This is a genomic window from Bacillus sp. FSL K6-0073 (assembly GCF_038006085.1).
Lineage (GTDB): Bacteria > Bacillota > Bacilli > Bacillales > Bacillaceae_G > Bacillus_A > Bacillus_A cereus.
In genome coordinates, this window is the sequence record NZ_JBBOUN010000001.1 from 776,953 (window position 1) to 800,706 (window position 23,754).

Sequence of the window (23,754 nt, forward strand, 5' to 3'; positions counted from 1 at the left end):
TTTAATTATAATACTTATTTCATACTAGAAATTCTACTATTAGTTAAATCTTTATAGGGTCATATTATTTTATTTCATAATTCGAATACCTTTATTAATATTAGCCCTAATTTTATTTGTGTTTAAATTTCTTGAATAACATATACTGTAACGAAAATATTATATTTTTTACAATGTTTTGTACCTATCATTGTCTTTTGATGAAATTTAGTTTTCGTCAAAAGACAGTTGAAATTTTAAGGGATGATTTAAAAATGAATAGATGGCTTGCTTTAGAATTAGAAAAACTTGTAGAAATTAACAAAACTCCTCATTCTGCAAAATGGCAAACTACGCCACCTTTTTGTTTATTTAATTATGATGGAAAATTATTAACCTTAGCAGGTAACACTAAGAAAGGCCAATTTACTACTCCTTTTTTTATAGTCAAAGCAGTAGATACTAAAAAAAATTGTGCCTTGCTGGAATTATTATTTCCATTTCCGATTATAGAAAATAAACACAACCAAAAATTTCCGCTAAATAAATTTTGCTGTGTGAAAAAATTATTCCATACAAAAAGTAAATTATTTGTAAATCTTGCTGACTTTTGTGGTTTGACTTTTGTAGAAATTCCAGTTTTCGATTATTTGACAAAATCAAGAGTGATAAAAGATAGCTTTTGTTTAGCTTTTTGTTTATCACAAAATTGTCCACCTCAAAACATATGGGAAACAAGCAAAAAACATCTAAATAATATTACCACTATAACAAGTTCTTATAACTATGGAACAGATTCAGAATTACAAATGTTTTTATATACTAAAACCAAAACTTATAAAATGTTTATCCCGAAAGGACATTGTCAATCTCTTACTATATCAGATTTGAAATATATTGAAATTCTCACTCCACAAAAATTTGTCGCGGGTACTATACAAATACAACTTAATTATTGTTATAAGGAAAAATACTATTTCTAAAAACATAACAATTACAAATTATTGTAATTGTTATGTTTTTTATTTTATCCATGTCCACAATCTAAAAAAGGACATACACTATTAATAAATTAATTGGACTATTCATTAAAAAGGAGCGTTTATAAATTGGCAAATAGACTAAATTTCACTGGACCACTTGGATGTTGTGGTATTAGTGGGAAAACAGGCCCCACTGGACCAACAGGTCCTACTGGAGTAACGGGTTCCACTGGACCAACAGGTCCTACTGGAGCAACAGGTTTCACTGGACCAACAGGTCCTACTGGAGCAACAGGTCCTACCGGAGCAACAGGTCCTACTGGAGCAACAGGTCCTACCGGAGCAACAGGCCCTACTGGAGCAACAGGTCCTACCGGAGCAACAGGCCCTACTGGAGCAACAGGTCCTACCGGAGCAACAGGTCCTACCGGAGCGACAGGTCCTACCGGAGCAACAGGCCCTACTGGAGCAACAGGCCCTACTGGAGCAACAGGTCCTACCGGAGCAACAGGTCCTACTGGAGCAACAGGTTCCACTGGACCAACAGTAACCACTAACTCCATGTTTGCCTCTAATACAATTGGTAGCGTTATTAATGTCGCTTTAGGTAGCGCTACGAGTATTCCTCTTCCTAATAATCAAAACTTAGATGGTTTTACAGTCAATGGTACAAATACCACTTTTACAGTGCCTCAATCAGGGAGATATTATATTACTTATCAAATTAATACTACAGCTGCAGTAGGTATTGGTGCTGGTTCAAGAATTTTATTAAACAATACTACTCCTATTCCTGCTTCTATATTAAGACCAGCTCTAAGTGTATCCGCTTTTAACAATGATGTTATAGTTAATTTAAATGCTGGAGATACAATCCAATTACAATTATTTAGTAGTATTCTTTTAGTTGCTACACTTCTGTCGATTGGAGGATCGGTTGGAGCTGCCTTAACAATCATTAGGGTTTCGTAATATGTATCTCTAACAAAACTTCTTTTAAACCGTAAATTTAATTGTCCAAACAAAATAGAAAAATCAAACATATAATAGTGTATCTTGTTCATAAATTTAGGAGGGGTTCATGTTGGCGCAAATAGGAAATTGCTGCACTGAACAATTATGCTGTGTAAATGATGCTGTATGTTGCACTATTATTTTAGATGATACCGGCGGTACCGCTTTACCTATTTGGGATGATGCTACTACTTTTGTAATAAATGGGACAATTATGGTGGAAAATAACGGAACAGTTGGAGTTGGACCAACAGCTGCTCTCACTGTAAACGGAACAGCTGTTGGAGGATTTGTAGTTGCACCAGGTGAATGTAGATCCATTACGATGAATGATATAAATTCCATTGCAATTGTGGGAGCCGGAACAGGTACATCTAGTGTTAAAATTTCTTTCTCGATAAATTATAAATTCTAATATAATGAGAGATAAAAGATGATACATGTTAGTCATGACTAACATGTATCATCTTTTAATTTTCGTGACTTTTAACAAATTAGGTCTTGATAACCTTTCGCAGCTATGCCACAGCAAAAAAACTTTATAACAATGCCTGCGCAACATCAAAATAAGCAGCCTGGTATTGAATCATTAATGAGCCCCCTTCCGCAGTTTGAAGATCCAAATTATCAAGGAAGTGAAAAGTTAAAAGGGAAGAATGTGTTAATTACAGGAGGAGATAGCGGAATTGGACGAGCAGTTTCCATCGCTTTTGCAAAAGAAGGAGCAAATGTTGCGATTGCTTATTTAGATGAGGAAGAAGATGCAAAAGAGACGAAACAACGTGTTGAAAAAGAAGGTGTAAAGTGTGTATTGTTGCCGGGGGATTTGAGTAATGAACAGCATTGTAAAGATATTGTGGAAGAGACCGCCCGGCAGTTAGGTAGTTTAAATATTTTAGTGAATAACGTTGCACAGCAATATCCGCAGCAAGGGCTAGAGTATATTACAGCAGAACAGCTAGAAAAAACATTTCGTATTAATATTTTTTCTTATTTTCACGTTACGAAAGCAGCCCTTTCTCATTTGAAGAAAGGGGATGTCATTATAAATACGGCATCTATCGTTGCATATGAAGGAAATGAAACGTTAATTGATTATTCCGCAACGAAAGGAGCAATCGTAGCTTTTACAAGATCACTTTCTCAATCGTTAGTGCAAAAAGGGATTCGGGTAAATGGTGTTGCACCAGGACCGATTTGGACACCGCTTATTCCATCGAGCTTTGATGAGAAGAAAGTCTCTCAGTTTGGGAGCAATGTCCCAATGCAAAGGCCTGGTCAACCATATGAGTTAGCGCCGGCATACGTATATTTAGCGTCTGGTGATTCTTCTTATGTTACTGGACAAATGATACATGTAAATGGGGGCGTTATTGTAAATGGATAGTTTTCATTTATAAGAGCAAAGTAATGTTAATTCCACTTATTATAGTGAGCGCTAGGGGGGATATAGCTGAAAAAGTTATGTTTCGTCATACTATTATTTTTCATCCTACCGGTTAGTGCTTTTGCTAATACAGATCATTTAATATTAGTGAATCTTACGACAAATCAGTTGTCTTTTTTTGAGAATGGAAATTATACAAAAACATTTCCAGTAACGACTGGAAGAGATCGTACACCTACGCCTGAAGGTAACTTTTGTATTATAACTAAATTTAAAAATAAAGAATACCATCGAAAAAAAATACCTGGGGGTGCACCGAATAACCCTCTCGGTACGAGGTGGCTTGGACTAGATAAGAATGAATATGCGATTCACGGGACGAACCGGGAATGGACGATTGGAAGTAGGGAATCAAATGGTTGTATTCGCATGCATGACAGGGATATACAATGGTTATATGACAGAGTACAATTACAAACAAAAGTAATCATTTCTCGTTTTCATACGAGCCCCGAATATGAAGCGAATAAGCTTGGTTATCGCGTTGTGAGCTGGAATGGTCGAAAAATAGAAGAAGAACAAATTGGAGTACTAACGCTAGTAGACCGCGCGGATATATATTGGCAAGAACCAAATGGACAGTTAACGAAAGTGAAAACGGTATTGCCAAATGAAAGATATCCAGTGTACTCAAAACGAAAAGATGGAATATATTATATAGGAAACAATTCGTATATTATAGATGAAACAGGAGAGAAAATTCGTTACGAGCAAATTCCTTCTTCGATTTTAAGTAATATATATAAACGGAAATACAATGTTCCGTAATGGCTACCGTATTATAGACGGTAGCTTATTTATACTTGGAGTTTAACTGCAACTATTGTATTTTGCTGAATATAATACAGTACAGATAGGGGGCGGTTATATTATGAAAAGTGAATTTGCGTTTAAAGTTTTTTTAGTAACGACCTGTTTATTTATCGTGTATTTATATGCGTTTCTCGTCTTTTCTTTTTATGTTCCATATGTTGATTTAATATTGTTCTTCGGATTTATTTGGGCGTTTGTGAAAGCGAGGGAAGGAGAGAAGAGTATATATCGGCGCATTACCTTATGCGGGACGGCCGTTCTCGTTATTTTGTACTTTTTTATTATGCATGATTTTTGGAGGGGAATGTAAAAAAGCATACGATTAATCGTATGCTTTTATATCTGTTAATGATGGAAGAGAGGCAATTGCACCGTAATTTGTACATGTGATAGCGCCTACTTTATTTGCAAAGGAGATAAACGCTGTTAAGTCTTTGAAATGATACGAAAGTGTATGTTCACTTTGGGCAATCTGATATAACATTGCTCCAACGAAAGCATCACCAGCACCAGTTGTATCGACTTGTTGAATGGAAATAGAAGAGACAATGGTTTGACCTTCATTTGTCGCAAGAAGTGTACCGTCTTTTCCAAGTGTAATAGCTACTACTTTTGCGCCATAATTTAATAATTTGAGTGCAGCTTGTTGTAAATCACTCTCTTTAGAGAGCATAGTAGCTTCCTCTTGACTTACTTTTACGAAGTGTGCATGTTTTATAAAGGTTAGACAATCTTGAGAGAATTGTTCTGTATTTGTAATGAGTGCACTTCGATAATTTGGATCAAAAGAAATAAAATGGCCGTTATCTTTCGCATATTGTAACAACTGAAAATACGTTTCTTTTAATGGGCTTGATAGTAAAGCTGTCGCTGAACCGAAATGTATTAAATCATTCGTTTGTATTTTTGATAAATCAATGCTATTGAATTGATATTCACCATCTGCACCACGCATAAAAGTAAAATCACGTTCGCCATCTTGATCGATGGATACGAATGCAAGTGTTGTTTGTTTATCTTTTATGAGCATGGATGTATCGACTTGCGCACGCTGTAAAGTTTGTTCAAGAAACTCACCAAATGGGTCATTTCCTACTTGCCCCATAAATGTAGCGTGTCCACCTAATTTTGTAATCGCAGCAGCAACGTTAGCGGGTGCTCCACCAGCTTTTTTTTCGAAATCTGAACCGTTTACTAAAGAAACGTTAGTATTTCGGCACACAAAATCAATTAATAGTTCACCTATACAAAAGACATTTCTCATACAATCCCTCTTTTCAGCTTATATTGTGTGATGATAAAGTTTAGTTTTGCATCTGAAAAGATTGCGATATGATGTTTCATGTCTTTTCGAGGAAAAACTCGGGACGTAAAGACTGTTGAACCATCGTATAAGAAAATTTCCACGATGCTTTTATCTACAAATATTTGTAGTTCTATCGTATCTTGAATATCGATTTTTTTACAGCGTTCAAATCCATATTCTCCGCCAAATTGATGGTAGAAGTTGCCCCTGTCTATAGAAATAGTACCTTGTTCCCGATTAAATGTAATGGGGAAACATTCCTCCTCATTGTGGAAGAGAGAAAGCCCAAAACGCTTTGCATCTTCTGTTTTAAGTGTAACAATTAATTCATAGGAGCCTTTATCATCAAGCGTTGATAATACATTTAATCCAGCTGTTATATCTCCTGAAATTTCTTTTTTTGTTGTTCGTAGTTTTGTTAATTCTGAAACTGGTTTTTGTTTTAAGATGTTATCTTCTAATGTTAATTCACGTGGAAGTGTTAGGCAATGAGCCCACATATAATCATCAGAAGGATATGTGATTTCACTTGATCCTGCCCAAGCAAACAATAGGCGACGACTAGTAGAGTCTTCTAAAGTTTGAGGGGCATAAAAATCGAATCCTTTATCAGCTTCGTAATAGGAATCAACATGGAAATATAAATTTTTAATATCGAAATGGCCTATGGCATAAACGACATTGTATATATTGTGAAAGTTTTCGCCGTCTTTTTCAATTCCTTGCGGTGAAAAGAGAAGTACATCTTTCCCTGATAATTGGAAGTAATCGGGGCATTCCCACATAAATCCGAATTCTTTTAAATTTGTTGTAATTTCGCCTTGGAAATGCCAATTGTATAGGTCTTGTGATTTGTATAGTAATAGAGTTCCTGTTTTATTTTCACGTTGGGCACCGAGTAACATATAGTACATATCATTATGTTTCCAGACTTTTGGATCACGTACATGTTTTGTATATCCGTCAGGAATTATATCAATAACAGGATTATTACTATATTTCGTCATCGTATATTGTGAATCCATTGTTGCCATACATTGTTTTGCATCACGGGAATCATCAGGCTTTTTTATATTCCCTGTATAAAGTAAATGAAGAAGGCCATCTTTTACGATAGCACTACCAGAATATGCACCGTGTGATTCATAGCTTTCAGTAGGGATGATGGCTACAGGCATACGCTCCCAGTTAATAAGGTCTTTTGACTTCACATGCCCCCAATGCTTCATTCCATGAATGGGACCAAATGGATACCACTGATAAAAAACGTGATATTCATCATTGTAGTAGGATACACCGTTAGGATCATTCATTAATCCAAATGGTGGGTGGATATGATAAATTGGTTTCCATGAATCTTGGTTTGCAATTTCATATAAAGAATGTAATTCGTCTTTATTAGATTGCAGTATTGTTTTATATTTTGACATAGGTTTTCACCCCGTTATTATTTACTTTCTTTATATAAAATGAATGTGGCAACAAAAGCAGTGATAACTGCAATAGTGAAACCAATTATATAGTGAATCATGTTCATCATGCCAAGAGGTGCAACAATTGTAAGCATCGGAATACCTGTTAAACCGTATGCATTAGCCGCCACTTGCATCCAAACAACGTAAGCGCCGCCAATTGCGCCGCCAATAGCTGCTGCAATAAATGGTTTACCAAGTTTTAAATTGACACCAAAAATAGCTGGTTCTGTAATTCCTAAAAATGCTGAAGCTGCGGCCGGAATTGCAATTTCTTTCGTTTTTTTGTTTTTTGTTTTGAAATAGACAGCTAAAGTAGCACCGCCCTGTGCAACGTTCGCCATTGACCAAATAGGGAGTAAGAAATTGACACCGATATCTTTATTTGCGAGTAAGCCTGCTTCAATAGCGTGGAAGCTATGGTGTAAGCCAGTAAGAACGATTGTTGAATACAATCCGCCGAATATAAGTCCAGCTACTGGTCCTGCAAATTGATAGATTGTATTTAAAAGGTACGTAATGCCGTCACCGATTTTATATCCAATTGGTCCGATAATAATAAGTGATAAAAAGCCAGTTATAATAATTGTTAAGAATGGTGTAACTAATAAATCTAAAGAGTTCGGAACACGTTTTCGAAGTTCTTTTTCAATTGTACTCATAACATATACGCATAATAAAATAGGTAAAACAGTACCTTGATAGCCAATCATATCAATATCCATACCAAAGAAATGTAAAACAGTTGGTTTTGCATTTGAAAGAGTCCAAGGATTTGTTAAGCTTGGGTGAGTTAATATACCACCAACAACTGCACCTAAGAAAATGTTTCCACCAAATTCTTTAGCGGCACTAACTCCAATTAAAATAGGTAAAATAATGAAAGCTGCACTTGAGAACATATCAAGTAATTGGATAAGTGAGTGATCTCCAGGAACTAATTTAAACGCTTTCAACATTCCGAGTAGACCCATAAGTAAACCGCTTGCGACGATAGCTGGAATAATTGGAACAAAAATATTAGATAGTGTCTTTGCTAGGCGGGCGATAGGATTCATTTTTTTCTTAGGTATATCGTTTGATGTTGTAGAATCTAGTTCGGCTATTCCAATTAGTTTTGAGAATTCATCATATACTTTGTTTACTATGCCAGTTCCAAAAATAATTTGATATTGCTCGGTCGTTGCGAAAGCACCTTTTACTCCATCGATGTTTTCGATTTCTGCAGCGTTTATTTTCGTATCATCCTTTAATATAAGACGAAGGCGAGTCGCGCAATGTGTGGCACGGACAATGTTTTCCTTTCCACCAATGTTCTGTATTACTTGAGTTGCAATTTGTTTCATATCCATAAAAATTCCCCCTTACTATAAATTTTCTTATATGGAACCGGTTCCTTAAGGAACTAAAATAAAAAACAGGGAAATGATGTTGAAAATCCTGTTTTTAAAATGTGGAACCGGTTTTAATTTTATTATAGAGCGCCTTTATATTTTGTCAACGCTTTCTTGGATTTTTAATGTATAACGAGAGTGTAATATTTTTGGTATAGTTTTGTTTTCAACAAGCTGTGAAAGAGAAGTGGCAGCAAGCTTTCCAGCATACTCATAGTCAAACGCAATTGTCGTTAAACTAGGGTGTACCATTTCTGAAATATCATATCCACCGAATCCTGTTACAGAAATATCACCTGGTACAGAAAGGGAGTGGGAGTGAATGACTTTCATTGCGCCAAGAGCGATGTTATCTGTAGCACATACGATAAGAGTTGGGCGATTATTATCTAAAATATGTTGTACTTGTTTCATGGCATCTTCTATGCGGAAAGTTGTTTCGTAATATGAAACGTTGCAAGTTGGTTCTAAATTTTCAATTGCTTTTTGAAAACCATTTTTTCGATTTATTCCAACAGAAATATCATCTTTTCCTATCCCTAAATAGGCAATATGTCGATGGCCTTGTGATAAAACGTATGCCCCTAACTCATACGCTGCATCATAATCATCGTGAACGAGGCAATATTGATTTTTATATTCTTGCCCGACGAATAAAATAGGGATGTTTGAATTAGCCATAATTTTTTGATGTTCATTCGTTAATGTTTTTGTTAATAAAATAATGCCAGCTACCTTTTGTTTTATAAAGTTTTCAATTGCTTGTATTTCAGTTTCGGTTGTTTGATTTGCATTTGCTACAAGCATTTGATAGTTATTTTCCTGTAATGTTTTATCGATCCCGATAAGTGTTTTCATTGTAGCGAAGGAGTCTAATCGGGGGATGATGACACCAATTAAATTTGTTGTTTTTGCTTTTAAACTTTGAGCAAATGTATTGGGAGAGAAATTTGTTTCCTGAATAATACCTTCGATTTTAAGTTTTGTTTTATCACTTACATATCCGCCGTTTAAGTAACGAGAGACTGTGCTTTTTGCAACTCCAGCCAATTTGGCGATATCTGCAATTGTTTTAGCCATAGTATTTCACCTTCGTATTCATAAAAATGTTAACTTTATTATAGGGAGAATTAGAGATGACGTAAACAAGAAGAGGGAAAGAAAAAACCACCTCACGTATATGAGGTGGAATAATTGTTAATATTTAGGCTTAAATGTATGACAACAAGTCTCTACACTCGTTGCTACAGAACTTTCTAGTGTCTCGTTTGTTAAAACAGCAGCTGTATATGAATCATTTTCAGTTTGACCAGTTTCATCTGCATCAGGCTGAACGATGATCGCACTTGCTTGACAAAAGTTACCTTGTCCCCAAAAAGAACAGTTGGAAACAGAACATCTTACTTCTGGCATAAAACCCCCTCCTTATACATTAGTGTGGGATTTTACACCCATTTCATGTGTAGAAGGAGTTTCCTTTTCTCGTTACTTTTTCGTTTGCTCAAGCCATTCTTTTAATTTATCTTTCGGCTGTTCACCGCTAATACGGCTCACTTCTTTGCCATCTTTAAAATGAATGATTGTTGGTGTTCCTTGAATTTTATATTCATCCCAAGGAGCATCTAATTTTTCAATATCCATAACTTTCATATCAACGTTTAAGTCTTTAGCCATTGGCACTAGGACAGGAGATAATTTTTGGCAATGAACGCAGGATGTTTGATAAAAGTATACTGTTTCTTCTTTTTTCTCTTTTAAGTTCTTTTGAAGATCTGAAAGAGAAATTTTATTTGTGTAGTAGTCAGGACCGTTTGTCTTACTTTCAGTAGGATTATCAATCTTTTGGCTAGTAGCATTTTTTTCTTCCATTTGTGTGACCGCGAAAATTGCTACGAACAAGGCGATAATAATACCACCAAATATAAGCATTTTTTTCATTCTTTCATCTCCTTATTTGTTTTTGATGACAATAAAGCTACAAACAGCGATTGTAATAAAGCCGATAAGTGCTAAAAACGGGATTGTAATAAAACCAAACCAGTTTATAAATTCTCCGGTGCAGGGTACACGACCGCAAGCTGCTCCAGCAGCTGAAAACGCTGGGACTTTTTGAATTGCATAGTGATATAAAGAAATACAAGCACCAATACTTGCAATTGGTAAAGAATAACTTGCGATGCGATAATCTTTTTTTGCTACAGCGATACCGAGCCATAAAACGAATGGATACATAAAAATACGTTGATACCAACAAAGAACACAAGGCTCAAATTTCATGATTTCGGAAAAGTACAGACTTCCTAGTGTAGCGATAAAAGAAGCTCCCCATGCGGTAAGTAAAGCATATTCTTGCTTTTTTTCTCGTCCCATATTTTATACCTCTCTTATAATAGTTACATACTAAATTATAGTATGAAGTGGTATGGAAAAGAAAGAAAAAATATGTTTATCAATAAAAGTTTTATAAGAGGGAACTTTTATTAGTATTAATATTAATAAAAGCGCTACCCTCCTAAAGAGAATAGCGCTATATTTTACATTTGAATTTGTTCTACTTCTTCTACATGCGACTTTTGGGATGCGTGGTCAATATATTGAAATAGGAGCTGCAATTGTTTATCAACTTCTGGTAGTTCTTTACTGTATTGATAAGCGTGTAAAAAATGCTCAATACGCTTAGAAAATAATTGATCGTTCGTTTGAACCATGAGAACGAGTAATTTATCCCAATTACAGCAATACGTGTAATAGAGAGCTTTATCATAGTCGTTATATGTTTGCACTGTATACCCTCCTTACCGAGAGTTATATATAGTGTGTGATAAGTAAGGGGAAATACACTTGAAAGAATTTGTTAAGAAAAAAAGTGAATGAAAAGAAAAAACGAGGAGTTTCCTCGTTTTTTAAGCTTTTGGCATTGGCGTAGGTGTTGGTTTGCCATAGCCTTCCTTGTATTTATTATCGATATAGTTGCGAATTTCAAGCGTTGATTTTCCTTTTTGTTTCATGGAAGCAGATTCAACTGCGATTTCTAGGCAATTGACGCAAGTCGTTGCGTGGGAATCCCAAACAACTTCACCATTCTTTTTAATTTCACGGATAAAGCAGTTTTTATTATTTTTATGTCCTACACTTTCACCGCAACCACAATAGCATGGAATCCAATCTAATAGCTCTGCATTTTGTCCAGCGACGGTGTAGATATCTTTCATTTGTGGATCAAGCTTATCTAGGAAGGTTGGAAGTGTGTCGATTCCTTTTGTTTTCTCTTGAATGTCAGCTTGCTGAGTGTGCGATGCGTGGTCATGTTCTTCTTGTTTTGATTCAGAAGATTTTTGGTCATTTGTACCTGTACTTCCGCATCCAGCAAGAATTAAGCTTAGTACTGCAAGTAAAGAAAATACATACTTTTTCATTCGCTTGTCCCCTTTACAAATGTATTAATCAAATTGTATCAGACTAAGGGACACCTAGGGAGAAGTTTTTTTTGAACGATTTTTGAAGTGCCATCTTAGTGAATGAAACAAAAATAAAATCGGGATATAAGCGTATACAATATATAAACCCGCTTGAGATAGTACGGTATTTAATGTATTGATACTTTCACGGTTTGTGAAAAACAGAGAAGCTGAAAATATGATGAAAATAAAAAACGGTAATGTAAATTTAAATGAAATATGAAAGGAACGCTTCATCGTTTGACATGATGACCAAATGGTTAAGCAAAGGTTTGGTAAAATAATTAAAAACCAAACGAAAATAATAATATATTCAAAGCGCTGAATAAAAGGAACTTTAATTATTTTTAACATCGTTAAAGTAGGCCAAATAGTACGGTTTAATTGTCCCTCGCTATAATACATAAAAGATACGATAGCTAAAATCACATAAATTAAAGTGCTAAAAGCAATTCCAGCATGGGCCCATCGCTTTAAAGATTTTCCTTTTTCAATAAAGGGATAAAAGATAAGAATTGTTTCAAATCCCAGAAATTCCAATGCGGAGTGTTTTGCAGATATAAGCATGTCAAAAGGTGAATGCGTAAAAATAGGTAAAATATTACGAAAATGTGCATACTTCATCGGATAGATTAAAAAGAACACAACGAAAATAGGCAGCACAATACCCCAAAAGCATATCCCTGTCACAGAGCGAAAGCCGCCTTTTATAATGTAGTAAGTGACTAATAAAAACATAAGCGTAAGTTTCCATAACTTAATGGTAGGGAAAATCCAAACTTGTATTACTTCCATATATGTCCGAAGAACAGTAAGGCAAAATAATAAGCAATAAAGAGTGAAAATTACAGAAAATATAGAGCCAACCCATTTTCCAAAAGTTGTTGTATGAATGCTAATTAAATCTCCGTCTTTTTCAAGCATTTTTAACATACAAAATAGTACAATATGAGTTGCAATCCCCGCAATAATAAGAGAAATCCAAGCATCATAACCTGCATTTTTCAAAATTACACGTTGATATCCGAGAATTCCTATGCCGATTTGGAGAGAATGCAATAAAATAAATGCAAAATATGGAGAGACAGTTTTTGTCTTATTCATTGTATTCATTGCTCATTTCACCTCACTATTCTCCGATTCCAGATTGTACAATATTAAGATCTAAATTTATATCTACCGCTACATTTTTATACATATTTCGAATTTGTTTTATATTCCATTTTCTCGTATGGCTTCTAATTTCATCTCGTATTCCTAACGGATCAATTTCCTTTTCTTGAAATTGTTTTATTAAATCTTCACAGTCTTTTTCGACATTTCGTTCAATTTGTTTTTTTATATAATTGATATTTGTTTTTTTTCTTAGATCAATCCAATTAGGAGAGTTTTTAATTAATCCATTTAATTTTAAATTGATTTTTACTTTTGGTATGTCGCCAGTTTGATCTATATCATACTTATTTTCTCCGGCTAAGTTTTGTATAACAACCATACCTTTATGCTTATCCTTTTTTATTGCTGCTTCGTAACGTCCATTTTTCGTAGGATTAATAAGTAATTTTGCTAAAACAGAATGTCTTTTATCCGTATACATGACGACTTTATCGCCTTTTAAAAAGGCAAGTCCTTTGACAGCGACGGAATGATTATCGTCCATTTTAATATAAGGAACATAGGCATCACATACAGAAGAGTAATAATTATATAAAAAAATGTTTAATTCAGTTTGTGGAATGTTCTCATTTCTTATATTTTGCTCGAGTAAATCAGCAATATATAAAGACCCATTTTTTTTTCCGTAATTTAAAAGCTCTTCAGCCGATCCATCTACAATTGCTAGTTGTACATCACGCCCGATATTTGGGTCACGTTGTAAGTTAGTAATAATCTCTCCCATTCCGCGTTCTCCTAGAGCCTTTCCAAATAGGACGACACGCATTTGACCTACAACAACATTGTGAGGAGATTTCGCATTCAATCGTGAAGCAATTGTTTCAAGTGAACGGGCAGATGTTGTTTGAGTCTCTGGCTTAGACTTTACACCATGTGTGTACTCTGGGAACAGAATAGTTCCTTGGAATCCTTTGTTTTTTGTGATGTCAAATCCAGCAATATGAATAATACGCTGTGCATCCACTATATACGTTTGTGTACAGCCAGTTTGTAAAACGAAGAAGATAATGATAAGGTGCAATAAAATTTTCTTCATTCATTCTCACCATCACGTTTTTGCTTCGATTTGTTTGGATTGTAGCGCCATTTTGATTTTGGTCTAAGAAAAGAAGGTCTTTGAGCCGTTTGGCTAAATGGTAATCGAAGAAAACCTTCTGCTGTACCTAAACCACGAAATGGATATAAAGGTAATAAATAAGGTGATCCAAGTGATTTTAATTTAATTAAATGAGCTAAAATAAATACAAATCCGACAGCGAGGCCTAATCCTCCGAATGCACCAGCTAAAAGAATAAGCGGAAAGCGTAACAACCGGATAGTAGAAGACATCTTTACAGTCGGTGTTGTGAAAGATGCAAGGGCGGATAAAGCAACTGCAATTAATAAAATTGTACTTGTTAAAGCTGCTTCAACAGATGCTTGTCCAATTACAATCCCCCCAACAATCCCAATCGTTTGTCCGACTTTTGTCGGTAAACGCGCTCCAGCTTCACGAAGCAATTCAATTGTAATTTCTAAAAAGAGTGCTTCTAGAATAGGAGGGAAAGGTACGTTAGCTCTCGAGAAAATAATAGGACCTAGTAAATCGGCAGGAATCATTTGATAATGATATGTTAAAGCCGCTGTATAAATAGCGGAGGAAAAAAGAGAAAATATAGCTCCGAAAAAACGAATAATACGAAAGAACGATCCAATCATCCACGGTAAATAATAATCTTCTGGTGAAATGAAAAAATCCAGTAACGTTGTTGGTCCTGATAAAGCATATGGAGAGCCATCTGTTAAAATTAAAACTTCCCCGTTAATTAATGCAAATACAGCTCGATCTAATCGTTCTGTAGGTAATAGAACAGGAAAAGGTGAATTGCTATTATCACTAATAAATTGCTCAATCATAGTTGAATCAAATGGGACATCAAAGTCAATGTCTTCTAGCCGTTGAAGTGCGGTGTTGACAAATTGTTCATTTGTAATTCCTTCTATATAAGCAACTGCTACTTTCGTTTTTGATATAGATCCGACGGTAACTTCTTTAAAAATGAGTTGCTCCGTTACGATATTTCGGCGTAATAAGTGGATATTTGTATCAAGGTTTTCAACGAAACCGATTTTAGGCCCGATTACGCTATACTCATTTTCTGTATCGTTATATAATCGTTTTCCTAAAACAGTACTTTCGGCACGAATTAAAGCATATTGATCAGGATTCGAATTGTTTTTTAAGCGTATTAAAATATATCCACCTAATAATTTTTCACGAATATCATCAATAGAAGGGGAGGTAATAATGTCTTCAATAGAGATGATATTACATAAATCAGAGATGTTTTGGATTTGTTCCGATTCCTTTTTTATAGGAGTTAAAATGAATTGTTTAATAATAAGTGCTTCCACGACAGATTTATAATAAAATAAGCACAACGTTTCATCTTTAAGTATGTTATAAGAGACAAAATCGCTTGATTCTTTCATGGTTTGTATAAATTCTGGGATAGAACAAAGTGTTTTTGTATTAGTCTTTTTTGATTTCTTAGATGATAAACCGAACATTTTCTCACCCCTAACTTACATCATTTACTTGTGTTAGTTTTTGGGAAAGACGGGAATTTATACTTAAAAATTGAAAGTTCATAAAGAAAAGGAAGAGTGGTGAATGGCTCTTCCTTTTTAGCATTTTAATTTGTTTTTTGTTCTTTAATAGACTTCACTAATTTCATCATTTCCGCTCGTATATCTTCTCTTTTTACATTTAATTTTTCGGCAATTTGTTTAATGTCCATTCCATCTTTTTTCATTTTTAATACATCATCAAGAGGGGTATTGCTTTTTTGAGAGATGATTGTTAACACAGTAAGATGACGCAATTTGATGTTATATTCTTTCATTTTTTGCTTTAGCTGATCCGGTGTGGATTTTTGCATAGTTGCTAACTGTTGTAGCAGTGCTTGCTTTGTTTCTTTACTCATATGATGCTTTTTCAGCTTACTTGGATCTACACCGAAATGCTCGGCTGTTTTCTCCCAAGATTTATTTTGCTTATAGTAAGATAAAACATCTTTTATTTCTTGTTTACTGATTCTTGCAATGTGAGCAGCTTTCCAAATTTCATGTTTGTTATAGCCGAGCTTTTCTAGCGACTGCATTTCTTCTTCTGAAATTGGTTTATGGTGATGCATTGTTACTTCTTTCGGTGTGGCAGCGGAAGCCGGGAAGATAATTGCTCCGCATAATAATGCTGTCATAGTCATACTTACCGCGATTTTTTTGTACATGTAAACTCCTCCTAGATGGATAGTGTGGAAAACTGTACACATATCATTTCCATAAAATGTGAAATACTTGTGAACAAGTTAAGTTTTTTTATTCACAGCATGGAATGACGTTTTTAGAAGTTTTCCAACATAAAACATTGATTAATAGTAAAAAACTAAGGTATAATCGAAATTGAAAATCAATATCAATAATGAAGATAAAATTATACATATAGATAAAAATAAGGGAGAGATAAATATGACTACATATACTTCCATCGCTAATGTGATTAAAGAAAGGCGCTCTGTTCGTACATTTACAGACAAAGCAGTAGAAAAAGATCTATTAATTGAACTATTAAACGATGCAACATGGGCACCAAATCATAAGCACCGTGAACCATGGAATTGTAAACTATACATCGGAGAAGGCCGCAAGAAATTAGTAGATGCAGTATTAAACTCTTTCACAGAAGAAGAAAGAGCGAAACGCGGTAAAATTTTATCAGATCGTTTCTTAAACACGCCTGCACAAATCGTTGTATATATAAATGAAGATCCGCGTCAAATTCAACGTGATGAAGATTACGCTGCAACATGTGCATTTATGCAAAACTTCCAACTTCTTGCTTGGGAACGCGGATTAGGTTGCGTTTGGAAATCAGGCGGATTAAACTACAATCCATTATTTATAGAAGGAATCGGTTTAACAAGAGGTCAACGTATCGTTGGAATTCTTCACCTGGGCTATTTCGATAAAGCGCCAGAAGGAAAAGCTCGTACTCCGATTACGGAGAAGATGGAGATTATTGAAGGTTAATAGATGAGACATTCTCGTTTTTGCGGGGGTGTCTTTTTATTATGCAATCAATCCTCATGAAAGCTTGTTCTTCATCATACACTTTCTTAAGGGAAAGTGTAAGGAGGGAAAATAATGAGAGCAAGTGACGATAAAGCACTGCAATATGCGATTGCGGAAATTACGGAAATTGCGACTGGATTTGGGCTTGATTTTTATCCGATGCGTTATGAAGTATGTCCAGCGGAAATTATTTATACATTCGGTGCATATGGGATGCCGACGAGGTTTTCACATTGGAGTTTTGGAAAACAGTTTTTCAGAATGAAATTACAATACGATTTAGGTCTTAGTAAAATATACGAACTCGTTATTAACTCTGATCCATGTTACGCCTTTTTATTAGATACGAATTCTTTAATTCAAAATAAATTAATTGTAGCGCACGTTTTAGCGCACTGTGATTTCTTCAAAAATAATATTCGTTTCTCTAATACGAAACGCGATATGGTGGAGAGTATGGCAGCGACAGCAGATCGTGTGAAGGCGTATGAACATAAGTATGGAAGAGAAGAGGTAGAAACGTTCTTGGATGCAGTACTTGCCATTCAAGAACATATTGATCCATCGCTTATGCGTCCGAAACTTGCTTGGAGTATTGGAGATTTAGAAGAGGATGTAGAAAAGAAGAAGATATCACAGTACGATGATTTATGGAATTTAGATGATCGAAACAAAAAGAGGGAACGACCTAATATGCATAAAAAGAAGAAAATCCCACCGCAGCCAGAAAAAGATTTACTCCTCTTTATTGAAGAATATAGCCGTGAGCTAGAAGAGTGGCAGCGCGACATATTAACGATGATGCGCGAGGAAATGTTATATTTCTGGCCACAGCTTGAAACGAAGATTATGAATGAAGGCTGGGCTTCCTTCTGGCATCAACGCATACTCCGTGAAATGGACTTAACATCTTCTGAAGCGATTGAATTTGCAAAGCTTAATGCAGGTGTAGTTCAACCATCAAAAACAAGCATTAACCCATACTACCTCGGTATTAAAATGTTTGAAGATATAGAGGAGCGCTACAACAACCCGACAGAAGAAATGAAACGACGCGGTGTAAAACCAGGATCTGGTCGAGACAAAATTTTTGAAGTACGTGAAATTGAGTGGGACGTATCGTTCTTAAGAAACTACTTAAATAAAGATCTTGTTATGCGAGAAGATATGTACTTATTCCAGCGCCAAGGAAAAGAATATAAAGTAATAGATAAAGAATGGGAGAATGTGCGTGATCAACTCGTAAATATGCGGACAAATGGTGGGTTCCCGTACTTAGTAGTAGAAGATGGAGACTACTTAAAGAACGGAGAATTATACATTAAACATAGTTACGAAGGAATCGAACTCGATTTAAAATACTTAGAAAAAGTACTGCCATATCTTCATCAATTATGGGGAAGAACGGTGCATATGGAGTCCATTGTGGAGAGTAAGGGCGTTGTGTTTTCTTATGATGGGAAGATGGTGCATCGGAAGTATGTGTGAGGGGAAGAACGGACATAGGATACTGTGTCCGTTCTTTTTTATTTAAAATAGGAAAAATATGCTATTCTTGAAAAAAGGGAGTTATATAGAGAAATGGAGCGATTAAAATGAGCAAAGTAGGGGTATGCAAGGTTGATATTACGCCGCCTGTAGGTATTGATTTTGTCGGATATCATAGAGAGACAGGAATAAATAATATTGAAGAGCGTATTTATGGGACAGTTTTTGTATTTGAAAAAGATGAAATGAAAACTGTGTTTATAAGTATTGATAATATTGGAATGTTAGTAGAAGATACGAATATGATTCGTGAGCGAGTAGCAAGTAGGCTTCATGTTCCATTTGAGCGAATAACAGTTGTTTATACACATACCCACTCTGGTCCAGAAACGGTCGGTGATAATTCGCTCGTACAGTCGTATAAAACGATTTTAGTAAATAATGTGGTGCAAGGTGCTGTTACTGCTAATAAAAACTTGAAGCGATGTGAAGTTGGCTGGAGTGTTACGACAGGTGATATTGGGGTCAATCGAAGAGAGAGAACATCTGATGGAAAAGCGAAGATGGGAACAAATATAGATGGTGTTGTAGATAAACGAATTGGTATGTTAGCAATAAGAGATGCTGAAACGAAGGAGTTATCTGGGGTTTTAGTATTTTGTACTGCGCATCCGAATGTTTTAAAAGGTGATAGCGATGTATTATCAGCAGATTATCCTGGAATGACGAGAGAGATTCTTGAGAAAATCGTAAACTGTCCTGTTATTATTGTGCAAGGAGCTGCTGGTAATGTAAATGCAAAGTATCGCGGTTCAAGTGAAGCGTTAAAACAAATGGCTTACATACTTAGTGGACATATATTAACGATGTTGCCAGCAGTTACATATAGCCCAATTTTAAATTTAAGGACAGTTTCAAGTACGGTGCAAATGAAGTTGAATGATATTCCTGAAATTGATGAGATACGAAGCATGGCTCGATTAGCTGAGAAGCAGTGGGGCGTAAATACGGAAGAATGGCTTACTATCGTTTTAGAGAAATATAGGCAAGGTATTCGGCGGTTAAGTATTGATTTAGAAGTGCAACTGTTTCAAGTTAATGATGGTATGTTTTCAGGTATACCGATGGAACCTTTTTCAGAAACTGCCTTAGAAATGAAAGAGAGCCTTCAAAATGAATTGGCTTTCTTTGGTGGATATATGAACGGATATCTTGGTTATTTACCGACAAAAGACGAATATGCATATGGCGGATATGAAGTAGAATTAAGTCCTATTGTGTATGGAACAGTTACAAATTTGTTAATGCCACCGGGAGAGAATACTGCGGAGTTGATTGTGAAAAAGGTTATGGATTTATGTAATATGGTGAAACTTTAATGAGACAGGTTTTTGAACGCAGAGTAAAGAATATGACTAATTGTGTGATTTTGTTAAGTCAACGTAATTAATAATGATTATCATTATTAATTACGTTGACTTTAAAAAAAAGAAAAACTAGAATTTATAAAGGGATCTTCAATTGTTCGCTATCATTTGTATAGGAGGTAAGTTATGTTGTATAGCTTTATTTCTATAAGATGTAGGTTGGCTCTTTATAGTTTTGGTGTTCTTTTTATCTTTTTTTGTATAGTATTTTTGGTGAATCAGAAGGTGTATGCAGAAGATGTACCGTGGACATCAGTTTCAAATGAGGGAGAACGTGTACTTTTTCAAGAACAATCTTTGTATAGTAATGATCGAAGGGGAGAAGATCTTGTTTCACCTTCATTTGAAGGGCGTAAACATGGTGGGGAAGATTGGGGATACTTATTAAGAGACAGTAATTTTAATTATCCATCTAATATCCTTACACATTCTATAATAGGAAGAGATGATCGAATTAGAGTTACTGATACAACTTTGTATCCTTATAGGGCTATAGTACACATAGTAATTCAATTTAATGGACAAGAGGTTTATGGGTGTACAGGAGCGCTAATTAGTAAAGATACAGTATTTACAGCTGGGCACTGTGTTTACAATAAAAAGCTTGGTGGATGGGCAAAAAATGTTATTGTGACTCCTGGTAGAAATGGAAACCAAGCACCGTATTTGCCTTATAGTTGGACAAAGCTTTATTCAGTAAGTGGATGGACTGATGATGGAGATTCGGAATTTGATTATGGAGCCATTAAATTAAATGGATCTCCTGGAGATTATACAGGGTGGTTAGGATATAGAACTACTAATGTAGAGTCTCCAAAGGGGTTACTCGCAGTAGTTCCAGGGTATCCGTGTGATAAAGTAGGAAATGAAAAATATACTATGTGGACAGATTATGGACCAATTGAAGGCACTAGTCCTAGAATTTTAACATATAGGATGGACACTTATGGATGTCAAAGTGGAGCACCCGTATATCATGACTATTCTCGCACGGGTGTAACAATAATAGCTACCCATACAGTAGGAAGTAATTCTTGGAATTCTGGAAACCGGGTGACAGACGATGTTTTTAATAATCTTAAAAAATGGTCTGAATAAATATAATAAGCTTTTATGGATTTTATGTTGTGTACTGGTCATAATCATAATGTCTAGTTCTATAGCAAATAATGAAAAGAAGTTTAGTAAGGTTGTTAATTCTGTAACTTTTCACGTAAAAAATAAAGAAAAACAGCCAATAAAAGATTTTGAAATTATACTTATGAAAGACGAATCACCTGAACCCAGTAAAGAAATTGGGATCTCAATAGGGAAAACAGACGAAGAAGGAAAAGTTATTTGGAGGAATGTGAGAACGGGAAAATATATCGTATTTTTGCCAAATAACGAGATACAGATGGTTATGATTAATGATAGAGGTGCAACGAAAAAAATAAATATATCATTGTAGAAAAAGAGTCCATTGGGATTCGTTTTCTCAGGTTGTGGCATTAAAGAATTTTACGTGGAATGGATCTAACCTTATGTGAAGAAGCTATTGATTTTGAAAATTTAAATACAGGTGTATTTAAATTTTCAAAACACGTATTTATACATTGGTTTAATCGTACAGAAAGTTATAGAACTATACGTAAAAGAACTTGGAGATATCTAAGTTCTTTTTTATCTCGCTATTTGCCGGGCAGTAAGACCCCCACCTCAAAATTCAGCGGAAGCAAAGAAGTTAGGTGGGGGATTAACTGTCCGTAAAAGCCCGATTGGTGAGGGATGATTAAAGTTTCACTTTATTTGTTTCAAATTTGTGAAAGAAAGACATATTGATTGAAATTAAATTTTTTATACTCTATCATATACCCATACGGGTATAGGTTTTTGTTTAATGCATGAGGAAATCAAATAATAAATAACATGGAGGTTTGAAATATGTCTAGAAAAATTGTTGTAGTAGGCGGAGTTGCTGGCGGGGCATCAGTAGCTGCAAGGCTTCGTCGTTTAAGTGAAGAAGATGAAATTATTATGGTGGAGCGCGGTGAATATATTTCATTTGCAAATTGTGGCTTACCATACTATATTGGCGGTGTTATTACAGAAAGACAAAAGTTATTAGTACAAACTGTTGAAAGAATGTCAAAGCGCTTTAATCTAGATATACGTGTATTGAGTGAAGTAGTAAAGATTAATAAAGAAGAGAAAACAATTACGATAAAGAATGTAACTACAAATGAAACATACAACGAGGAATATGATATTTTAATTCTTTCACCAGGGGCAAAACCAATTGTTCCACCTATTCCGGGTATTGAAGAAGCGAAGGCGATGTTTACGTTACGAAATGTACCTGATACAGATCGTATAAAAGCGTATATTGATGAGAAGAAACCACGTCATGCGACGGTTATTGGTGGCGGATTTATTGGAGTGGAAATGGTTGAAAACTTAAGAGAACGAGGAATTGATGTTACTCTTGTAGAGATGGCGAATCAAGTAATGCCACCAATCGATTATGAAATGGCAGCATACGTACATGAACATATGAGAAATCACAATGTTGAGCTTGTTTTAGAAGACGGTGTAGATGCGTTAGAAGAGCACGGGACTGTTGTACGTTTAAAAAGTGGTTCAATCATAAAGACAGATATGATTATTTTAGCAATTGGTGTGCAACCAGAGAGTAGTTTAGCGAAGGATGCAGGGTTAGCACTAGGAGTTAAAGGAACGATAAAGGTAGATGAGCGTTTTCAAACGTCGGACCCGCACATATATGCAATTGGTGATGCGATTGAAGTGAAAGATTTTGTTACAGAAACAGAGACAATGATTCCTTTAGCGTGGCCAGCTAATCGTCAAGGTCGCATGTTAGCAGATATTATTCATGGCCATACAGATTCTTTATATAAAGGTACGATGGGAACTTCTGTAGCTAAAGTTTTTGATTTAACAGTTGCTTCGACTGGAGTAAATGAGAAAATATTAAAACGATTAAATATACCCTATGAGGTAGTACATGTACAGGCGAATTCGCATGCAGGATATTATCCGAATGCTACGCCAGTGCTAATAAAATTAATTTTTAATAAAGAAAGCGGAAAAATGTATGGGGCGCAGGCGTTAGGGTGTGACGGTGTAGATAAACGTATTGATGTTATCGCAACGGCAATGAAGGCAAACTTAACTGTAATCGATTTGCCGGATTTAGAATTATCATATGCCCCGCCCTATTCTTCTGCAAAAGACCCAGTAAACATGGTGGGGTATGCAGCAAGTAATATAGTAGATGGTTTCGTGGACACAGTACAATGGCATGAAATAGATCGTATTGTTGAAAATGGTGGGTATCTTATTGATGTTCGAGAGCCGAATGAACTCAAACAAGGAATGATGAAAGGTTCTATTAATATTCCGTTAGATGAATTACGTGATCGATTGGATGAAGTGCCAATGGACAAAGAAATATATATCACTTGCCAACTTGGTATGAGAGGGTATGTTGCAGCGCGCATGTTAATGGAAAAAGGATATAAGGTAAAGAACTTAGATGGTGGCTTTAAATTATACGGAACAGTAGTACCAGAACGTGTTGTATATTAATATTTTTTCATCTTCCACTTCAAAATTTGGTGGAAGATGAAAGCCTATATAGTAAGGTTTCACTTCTTGTTTTGTGAACATATAAGATAAATATTA

The 23,754-nt window shown here is 35.3% G+C and carries 25 protein-coding genes; 12 read left to right on the forward strand and 13 right to left on the reverse strand.

From position 1 onward, the window contains the following. Positions 1 to 254: 254 nt before the first annotated feature. From MHB52_RS04000 to MHB52_RS04025, 6 genes are all read left to right on the forward strand, one after another. On the forward strand, positions 255 to 962 hold the full coding sequence (locus tag MHB52_RS04000; RefSeq protein ID WP_001082942.1) for a CotZ-related putative spore coat protein: 708 nt from the start codon (positions 255 to 257) through the stop codon (positions 960 to 962). Between the two features lie 126 nt (positions 963 to 1,088). Continuing rightward, complete coding sequence (locus MHB52_RS04005; RefSeq protein WP_144557202.1) at positions 1,089 to 1,934, forward strand: collagen-like protein; 846 nt, start codon at positions 1,089 to 1,091, stop codon at positions 1,932 to 1,934. Positions 1,935 to 2,046: 112 nt separating this feature from the next. After that, positions 2,047 to 2,391, forward strand: coding sequence for a DUF3992 domain-containing protein (locus tag MHB52_RS04010; RefSeq protein ID WP_017562367.1), 345 nt, complete (start codon positions 2,047 to 2,049; stop codon positions 2,389 to 2,391). A 105-nt stretch (positions 2,392 to 2,496) separates the two neighbouring features. After that, on the forward strand, positions 2,497 to 3,363 hold the full coding sequence (locus MHB52_RS04015; RefSeq protein ID WP_001136266.1) for an SDR family oxidoreductase: 867 nt from the start codon (positions 2,497 to 2,499) through the stop codon (positions 3,361 to 3,363). 66 nt (positions 3,364 to 3,429) lie between these two features. Then, positions 3,430 to 4,191: a L,D-transpeptidase gene (locus tag MHB52_RS04020; protein WP_033682769.1), complete on the forward strand. Its 762-nt coding sequence runs from the start codon at positions 3,430 to 3,432 to the stop codon at positions 4,189 to 4,191. 103 nt (positions 4,192 to 4,294) lie between these two features. Continuing rightward, a complete protein-coding gene (locus tag MHB52_RS04025; protein WP_000834195.1) occupies positions 4,295 to 4,546 on the forward strand; it encodes a hypothetical protein in 252 nt (83 codons plus the stop codon). A gap of 12 nt (positions 4,547 to 4,558) precedes the next feature. On the opposite strand, the gene MHB52_RS04030 is transcribed toward MHB52_RS04025, so the two are convergent. The 13 genes from MHB52_RS04030 to MHB52_RS04090 all read right to left on the reverse strand — a co-directional run bounded on the left by MHB52_RS04030 (position 4,559) and on the right by MHB52_RS04090 (position 16,314). Beyond that, positions 4,559 to 5,500, reverse strand: a complete 942-nt coding sequence (locus tag MHB52_RS04030) for a carbohydrate kinase family protein (RefSeq protein ID WP_001246642.1) — start codon at positions 5,498 to 5,500, stop codon at positions 4,559 to 4,561. Further along, positions 5,497 to 6,972, reverse strand: a complete 1,476-nt coding sequence (gene scrB, locus MHB52_RS04035; protein ID WP_000049743.1) for a beta-fructofuranosidase — start codon at positions 6,970 to 6,972, stop codon at positions 5,497 to 5,499. Before scrB ends, MHB52_RS04030 begins: the two co-directional genes overlap by 4 nt. A 17-nt stretch (positions 6,973 to 6,989) precedes the next feature. After that, complete coding sequence (locus MHB52_RS04040; RefSeq protein ID WP_061664799.1) at positions 6,990 to 8,366, reverse strand: sucrose-specific PTS transporter subunit IIBC; 1,377 nt, start codon at positions 8,364 to 8,366, stop codon at positions 6,990 to 6,992. 135 nt (positions 8,367 to 8,501) lie between these two features. After that, the gene (locus MHB52_RS04045) at positions 8,502 to 9,488 is read right to left on the reverse strand and encodes a LacI family DNA-binding transcriptional regulator (RefSeq protein WP_001140398.1); all 987 of its coding nucleotides are present in this window, start codon (positions 9,486 to 9,488) and stop codon (positions 8,502 to 8,504) included. Positions 9,489 to 9,605: 117 nt separating this feature from the next. Next, entirely contained in the window at positions 9,606 to 9,821 is a 216-nt protein-coding gene (locus tag MHB52_RS04050; RefSeq protein WP_001115481.1) for a DUF1540 domain-containing protein, read from the reverse strand. Positions 9,822 to 9,893: 72 nt separating this feature from the next. Then, positions 9,894 to 10,346, reverse strand: coding sequence for a thioredoxin family protein (locus MHB52_RS04055; RefSeq protein WP_000738450.1), 453 nt, complete (start codon positions 10,344 to 10,346; stop codon positions 9,894 to 9,896). A gap of 12 nt (positions 10,347 to 10,358) precedes the next feature. Next, the gene (locus tag MHB52_RS04060; RefSeq protein ID WP_000532264.1) at positions 10,359 to 10,778 is read right to left on the reverse strand and encodes a disulfide formation protein C; all 420 of its coding nucleotides are present in this window, start codon (positions 10,776 to 10,778) and stop codon (positions 10,359 to 10,361) included. Positions 10,779 to 10,942: 164 nt separating this feature from the next. Further along, entirely contained in the window at positions 10,943 to 11,191 is a 249-nt protein-coding gene (locus tag MHB52_RS04065; protein WP_001195459.1) for a YhdB family protein, read from the reverse strand. A 120-nt stretch (positions 11,192 to 11,311) separates the two neighbouring features. Beyond that, positions 11,312 to 11,824 carry a PCYCGC domain-containing protein gene (locus tag MHB52_RS04070; protein ID WP_000761028.1) on the reverse strand — a complete coding sequence of 171 codons (513 nt, stop codon included), beginning with the start codon at positions 11,822 to 11,824 and terminating at the stop codon, positions 11,312 to 11,314. 54 nt (positions 11,825 to 11,878) lie between these two features. Beyond that, positions 11,879 to 12,979 carry a GerAB/ArcD/ProY family transporter gene (locus MHB52_RS04075; protein ID WP_001095036.1) on the reverse strand — a complete coding sequence of 367 codons (1,101 nt, stop codon included), beginning with the start codon at positions 12,977 to 12,979 and terminating at the stop codon, positions 11,879 to 11,881. Between the two features lie 16 nt (positions 12,980 to 12,995). Then, positions 12,996 to 14,078, reverse strand: a complete 1,083-nt coding sequence (locus MHB52_RS04080) for a Ger(x)C family spore germination protein (RefSeq protein ID WP_000722243.1) — start codon at positions 14,076 to 14,078, stop codon at positions 12,996 to 12,998. Beyond that, complete coding sequence (locus tag MHB52_RS04085) at positions 14,075 to 15,592, reverse strand: spore germination protein (protein WP_000467493.1); 1,518 nt, start codon at positions 15,590 to 15,592, stop codon at positions 14,075 to 14,077. Before MHB52_RS04085 ends, MHB52_RS04080 begins: the two co-directional genes overlap by 4 nt. A gap of 125 nt (positions 15,593 to 15,717) precedes the next feature. Next, on the reverse strand, positions 15,718 to 16,314 hold the full coding sequence (locus MHB52_RS04090) for a hypothetical protein (protein ID WP_000276998.1): 597 nt from the start codon (positions 16,312 to 16,314) through the stop codon (positions 15,718 to 15,720). A gap of 238 nt (positions 16,315 to 16,552) precedes the next feature. On the opposite strand from MHB52_RS04090, the gene MHB52_RS04095 reads away from it, so the two are divergent. The 6 genes from MHB52_RS04095 to cdr all read left to right on the forward strand — a co-directional run bounded on the left by MHB52_RS04095 (position 16,553) and on the right by cdr (position 23,658). Next, positions 16,553 to 17,113 (forward strand): nitroreductase family protein, encoded by a 561-nt coding sequence (locus tag MHB52_RS04095; protein ID WP_000214816.1) that lies wholly within the window; start codon positions 16,553 to 16,555, stop codon positions 17,111 to 17,113. A 114-nt stretch (positions 17,114 to 17,227) separates the two neighbouring features. Then, positions 17,228 to 18,643 carry a stage V sporulation protein SpoVR gene (spoVR, locus tag MHB52_RS04100; protein WP_001202724.1) on the forward strand — a complete coding sequence of 472 codons (1,416 nt, stop codon included), beginning with the start codon at positions 17,228 to 17,230 and terminating at the stop codon, positions 18,641 to 18,643. A gap of 107 nt (positions 18,644 to 18,750) precedes the next feature. After that, a complete protein-coding gene (locus MHB52_RS04105) occupies positions 18,751 to 20,022 on the forward strand; it encodes a neutral/alkaline non-lysosomal ceramidase N-terminal domain-containing protein (RefSeq protein WP_000048708.1) in 1,272 nt (423 codons plus the stop codon). A gap of 174 nt (positions 20,023 to 20,196) precedes the next feature. After that, positions 20,197 to 21,168 (forward strand): trypsin-like serine peptidase, encoded by a 972-nt coding sequence (locus MHB52_RS04110; RefSeq protein ID WP_000966972.1) that lies wholly within the window; start codon positions 20,197 to 20,199, stop codon positions 21,166 to 21,168. Beyond that, the gene (locus MHB52_RS04115) at positions 21,134 to 21,520 is read left to right on the forward strand and encodes a DUF2606 family protein (protein ID WP_000478585.1); all 387 of its coding nucleotides are present in this window, start codon (positions 21,134 to 21,136) and stop codon (positions 21,518 to 21,520) included. Before MHB52_RS04110 ends, MHB52_RS04115 begins: the two co-directional genes overlap by 35 nt. 473 nt (positions 21,521 to 21,993) lie before the next feature. Continuing rightward, on the forward strand, positions 21,994 to 23,658 hold the full coding sequence (gene cdr, locus MHB52_RS04120) for a CoA-disulfide reductase (RefSeq protein ID WP_061664798.1): 1,665 nt from the start codon (positions 21,994 to 21,996) through the stop codon (positions 23,656 to 23,658). Positions 23,659 to 23,754: the final 96 nt, after the last annotated feature.

What these genes read in the sequence shown, in the direction of transcription:
- MHB52_RS04000 (WP_001082942.1), top strand. Translation starts at nt 255, where the DNA reads ATGAATAGATGGCTTGCTTTAGAATTAGAAAAACTTGTAGAAATTAAC.
- MHB52_RS04015 (WP_001136266.1), top strand. Translation starts at nt 2,497, where the DNA reads ATGCCACAGCAAAAAAACTTTATAACAATGCCTGCGCAACATCAAAAT.
- MHB52_RS04025 (WP_000834195.1), top strand. Translation starts at nt 4,295, where the DNA reads ATGAAAAGTGAATTTGCGTTTAAAGTTTTTTTAGTAACGACCTGTTTA.
- MHB52_RS04030 (WP_001246642.1), bottom strand. Translation starts at nt 5,500, where the DNA reads ATGAGAAATGTCTTTTGTATAGGTGAACTATTAATTGATTTTGTGTGC.
- scrB (WP_000049743.1), bottom strand. Translation starts at nt 6,972, where the DNA reads ATGTCAAAATATAAAACAATACTGCAATCTAATAAAGACGAATTACAT.
- MHB52_RS04040 (WP_061664799.1), bottom strand. Translation starts at nt 8,366, where the DNA reads ATGGATATGAAACAAATTGCAACTCAAGTAATACAGAACATTGGTGGA.
- MHB52_RS04045 (WP_001140398.1), bottom strand. Translation starts at nt 9,488, where the DNA reads ATGGCTAAAACAATTGCAGATATCGCCAAATTGGCTGGAGTTGCAAAA.
- MHB52_RS04050 (WP_001115481.1), bottom strand. Translation starts at nt 9,821, where the DNA reads ATGCCAGAAGTAAGATGTTCTGTTTCCAACTGTTCTTTTTGGGGACAA.
- MHB52_RS04055 (WP_000738450.1), bottom strand. Translation starts at nt 10,346, where the DNA reads ATGAAAAAAATGCTTATATTTGGTGGTATTATTATCGCCTTGTTCGTA.
- MHB52_RS04060 (WP_000532264.1), bottom strand. Translation starts at nt 10,778, where the DNA reads ATGGGACGAGAAAAAAAGCAAGAATATGCTTTACTTACCGCATGGGGA.
- MHB52_RS04070 (WP_000761028.1), bottom strand. Translation starts at nt 11,824, where the DNA reads ATGAAAAAGTATGTATTTTCTTTACTTGCAGTACTAAGCTTAATTCTT.
- MHB52_RS04075 (WP_001095036.1), bottom strand. Translation starts at nt 12,979, where the DNA reads ATGAATACAATGAATAAGACAAAAACTGTCTCTCCATATTTTGCATTT.
- MHB52_RS04080 (WP_000722243.1), bottom strand. Translation starts at nt 14,078, where the DNA reads ATGAAGAAAATTTTATTGCACCTTATCATTATCTTCTTCGTTTTACAA.
- MHB52_RS04085 (WP_000467493.1), bottom strand. Translation starts at nt 15,592, where the DNA reads ATGTTCGGTTTATCATCTAAGAAATCAAAAAAGACTAATACAAAAACA.
- MHB52_RS04090 (WP_000276998.1), bottom strand. Translation starts at nt 16,314, where the DNA reads ATGTACAAAAAAATCGCGGTAAGTATGACTATGACAGCATTATTATGC.
- MHB52_RS04095 (WP_000214816.1), top strand. Translation starts at nt 16,553, where the DNA reads ATGACTACATATACTTCCATCGCTAATGTGATTAAAGAAAGGCGCTCT.
- spoVR (WP_001202724.1), top strand. Translation starts at nt 17,228, where the DNA reads ATGAGAGCAAGTGACGATAAAGCACTGCAATATGCGATTGCGGAAATT.
- MHB52_RS04105 (WP_000048708.1), top strand. Translation starts at nt 18,751, where the DNA reads ATGAGCAAAGTAGGGGTATGCAAGGTTGATATTACGCCGCCTGTAGGT.
- MHB52_RS04110 (WP_000966972.1), top strand. Translation starts at nt 20,197, where the DNA reads ATGTTGTATAGCTTTATTTCTATAAGATGTAGGTTGGCTCTTTATAGT.
- MHB52_RS04115 (WP_000478585.1), top strand. Translation starts at nt 21,134, where the DNA reads ATGTTTTTAATAATCTTAAAAAATGGTCTGAATAAATATAATAAGCTT.
- cdr (WP_061664798.1), top strand. Translation starts at nt 21,994, where the DNA reads ATGTCTAGAAAAATTGTTGTAGTAGGCGGAGTTGCTGGCGGGGCATCA.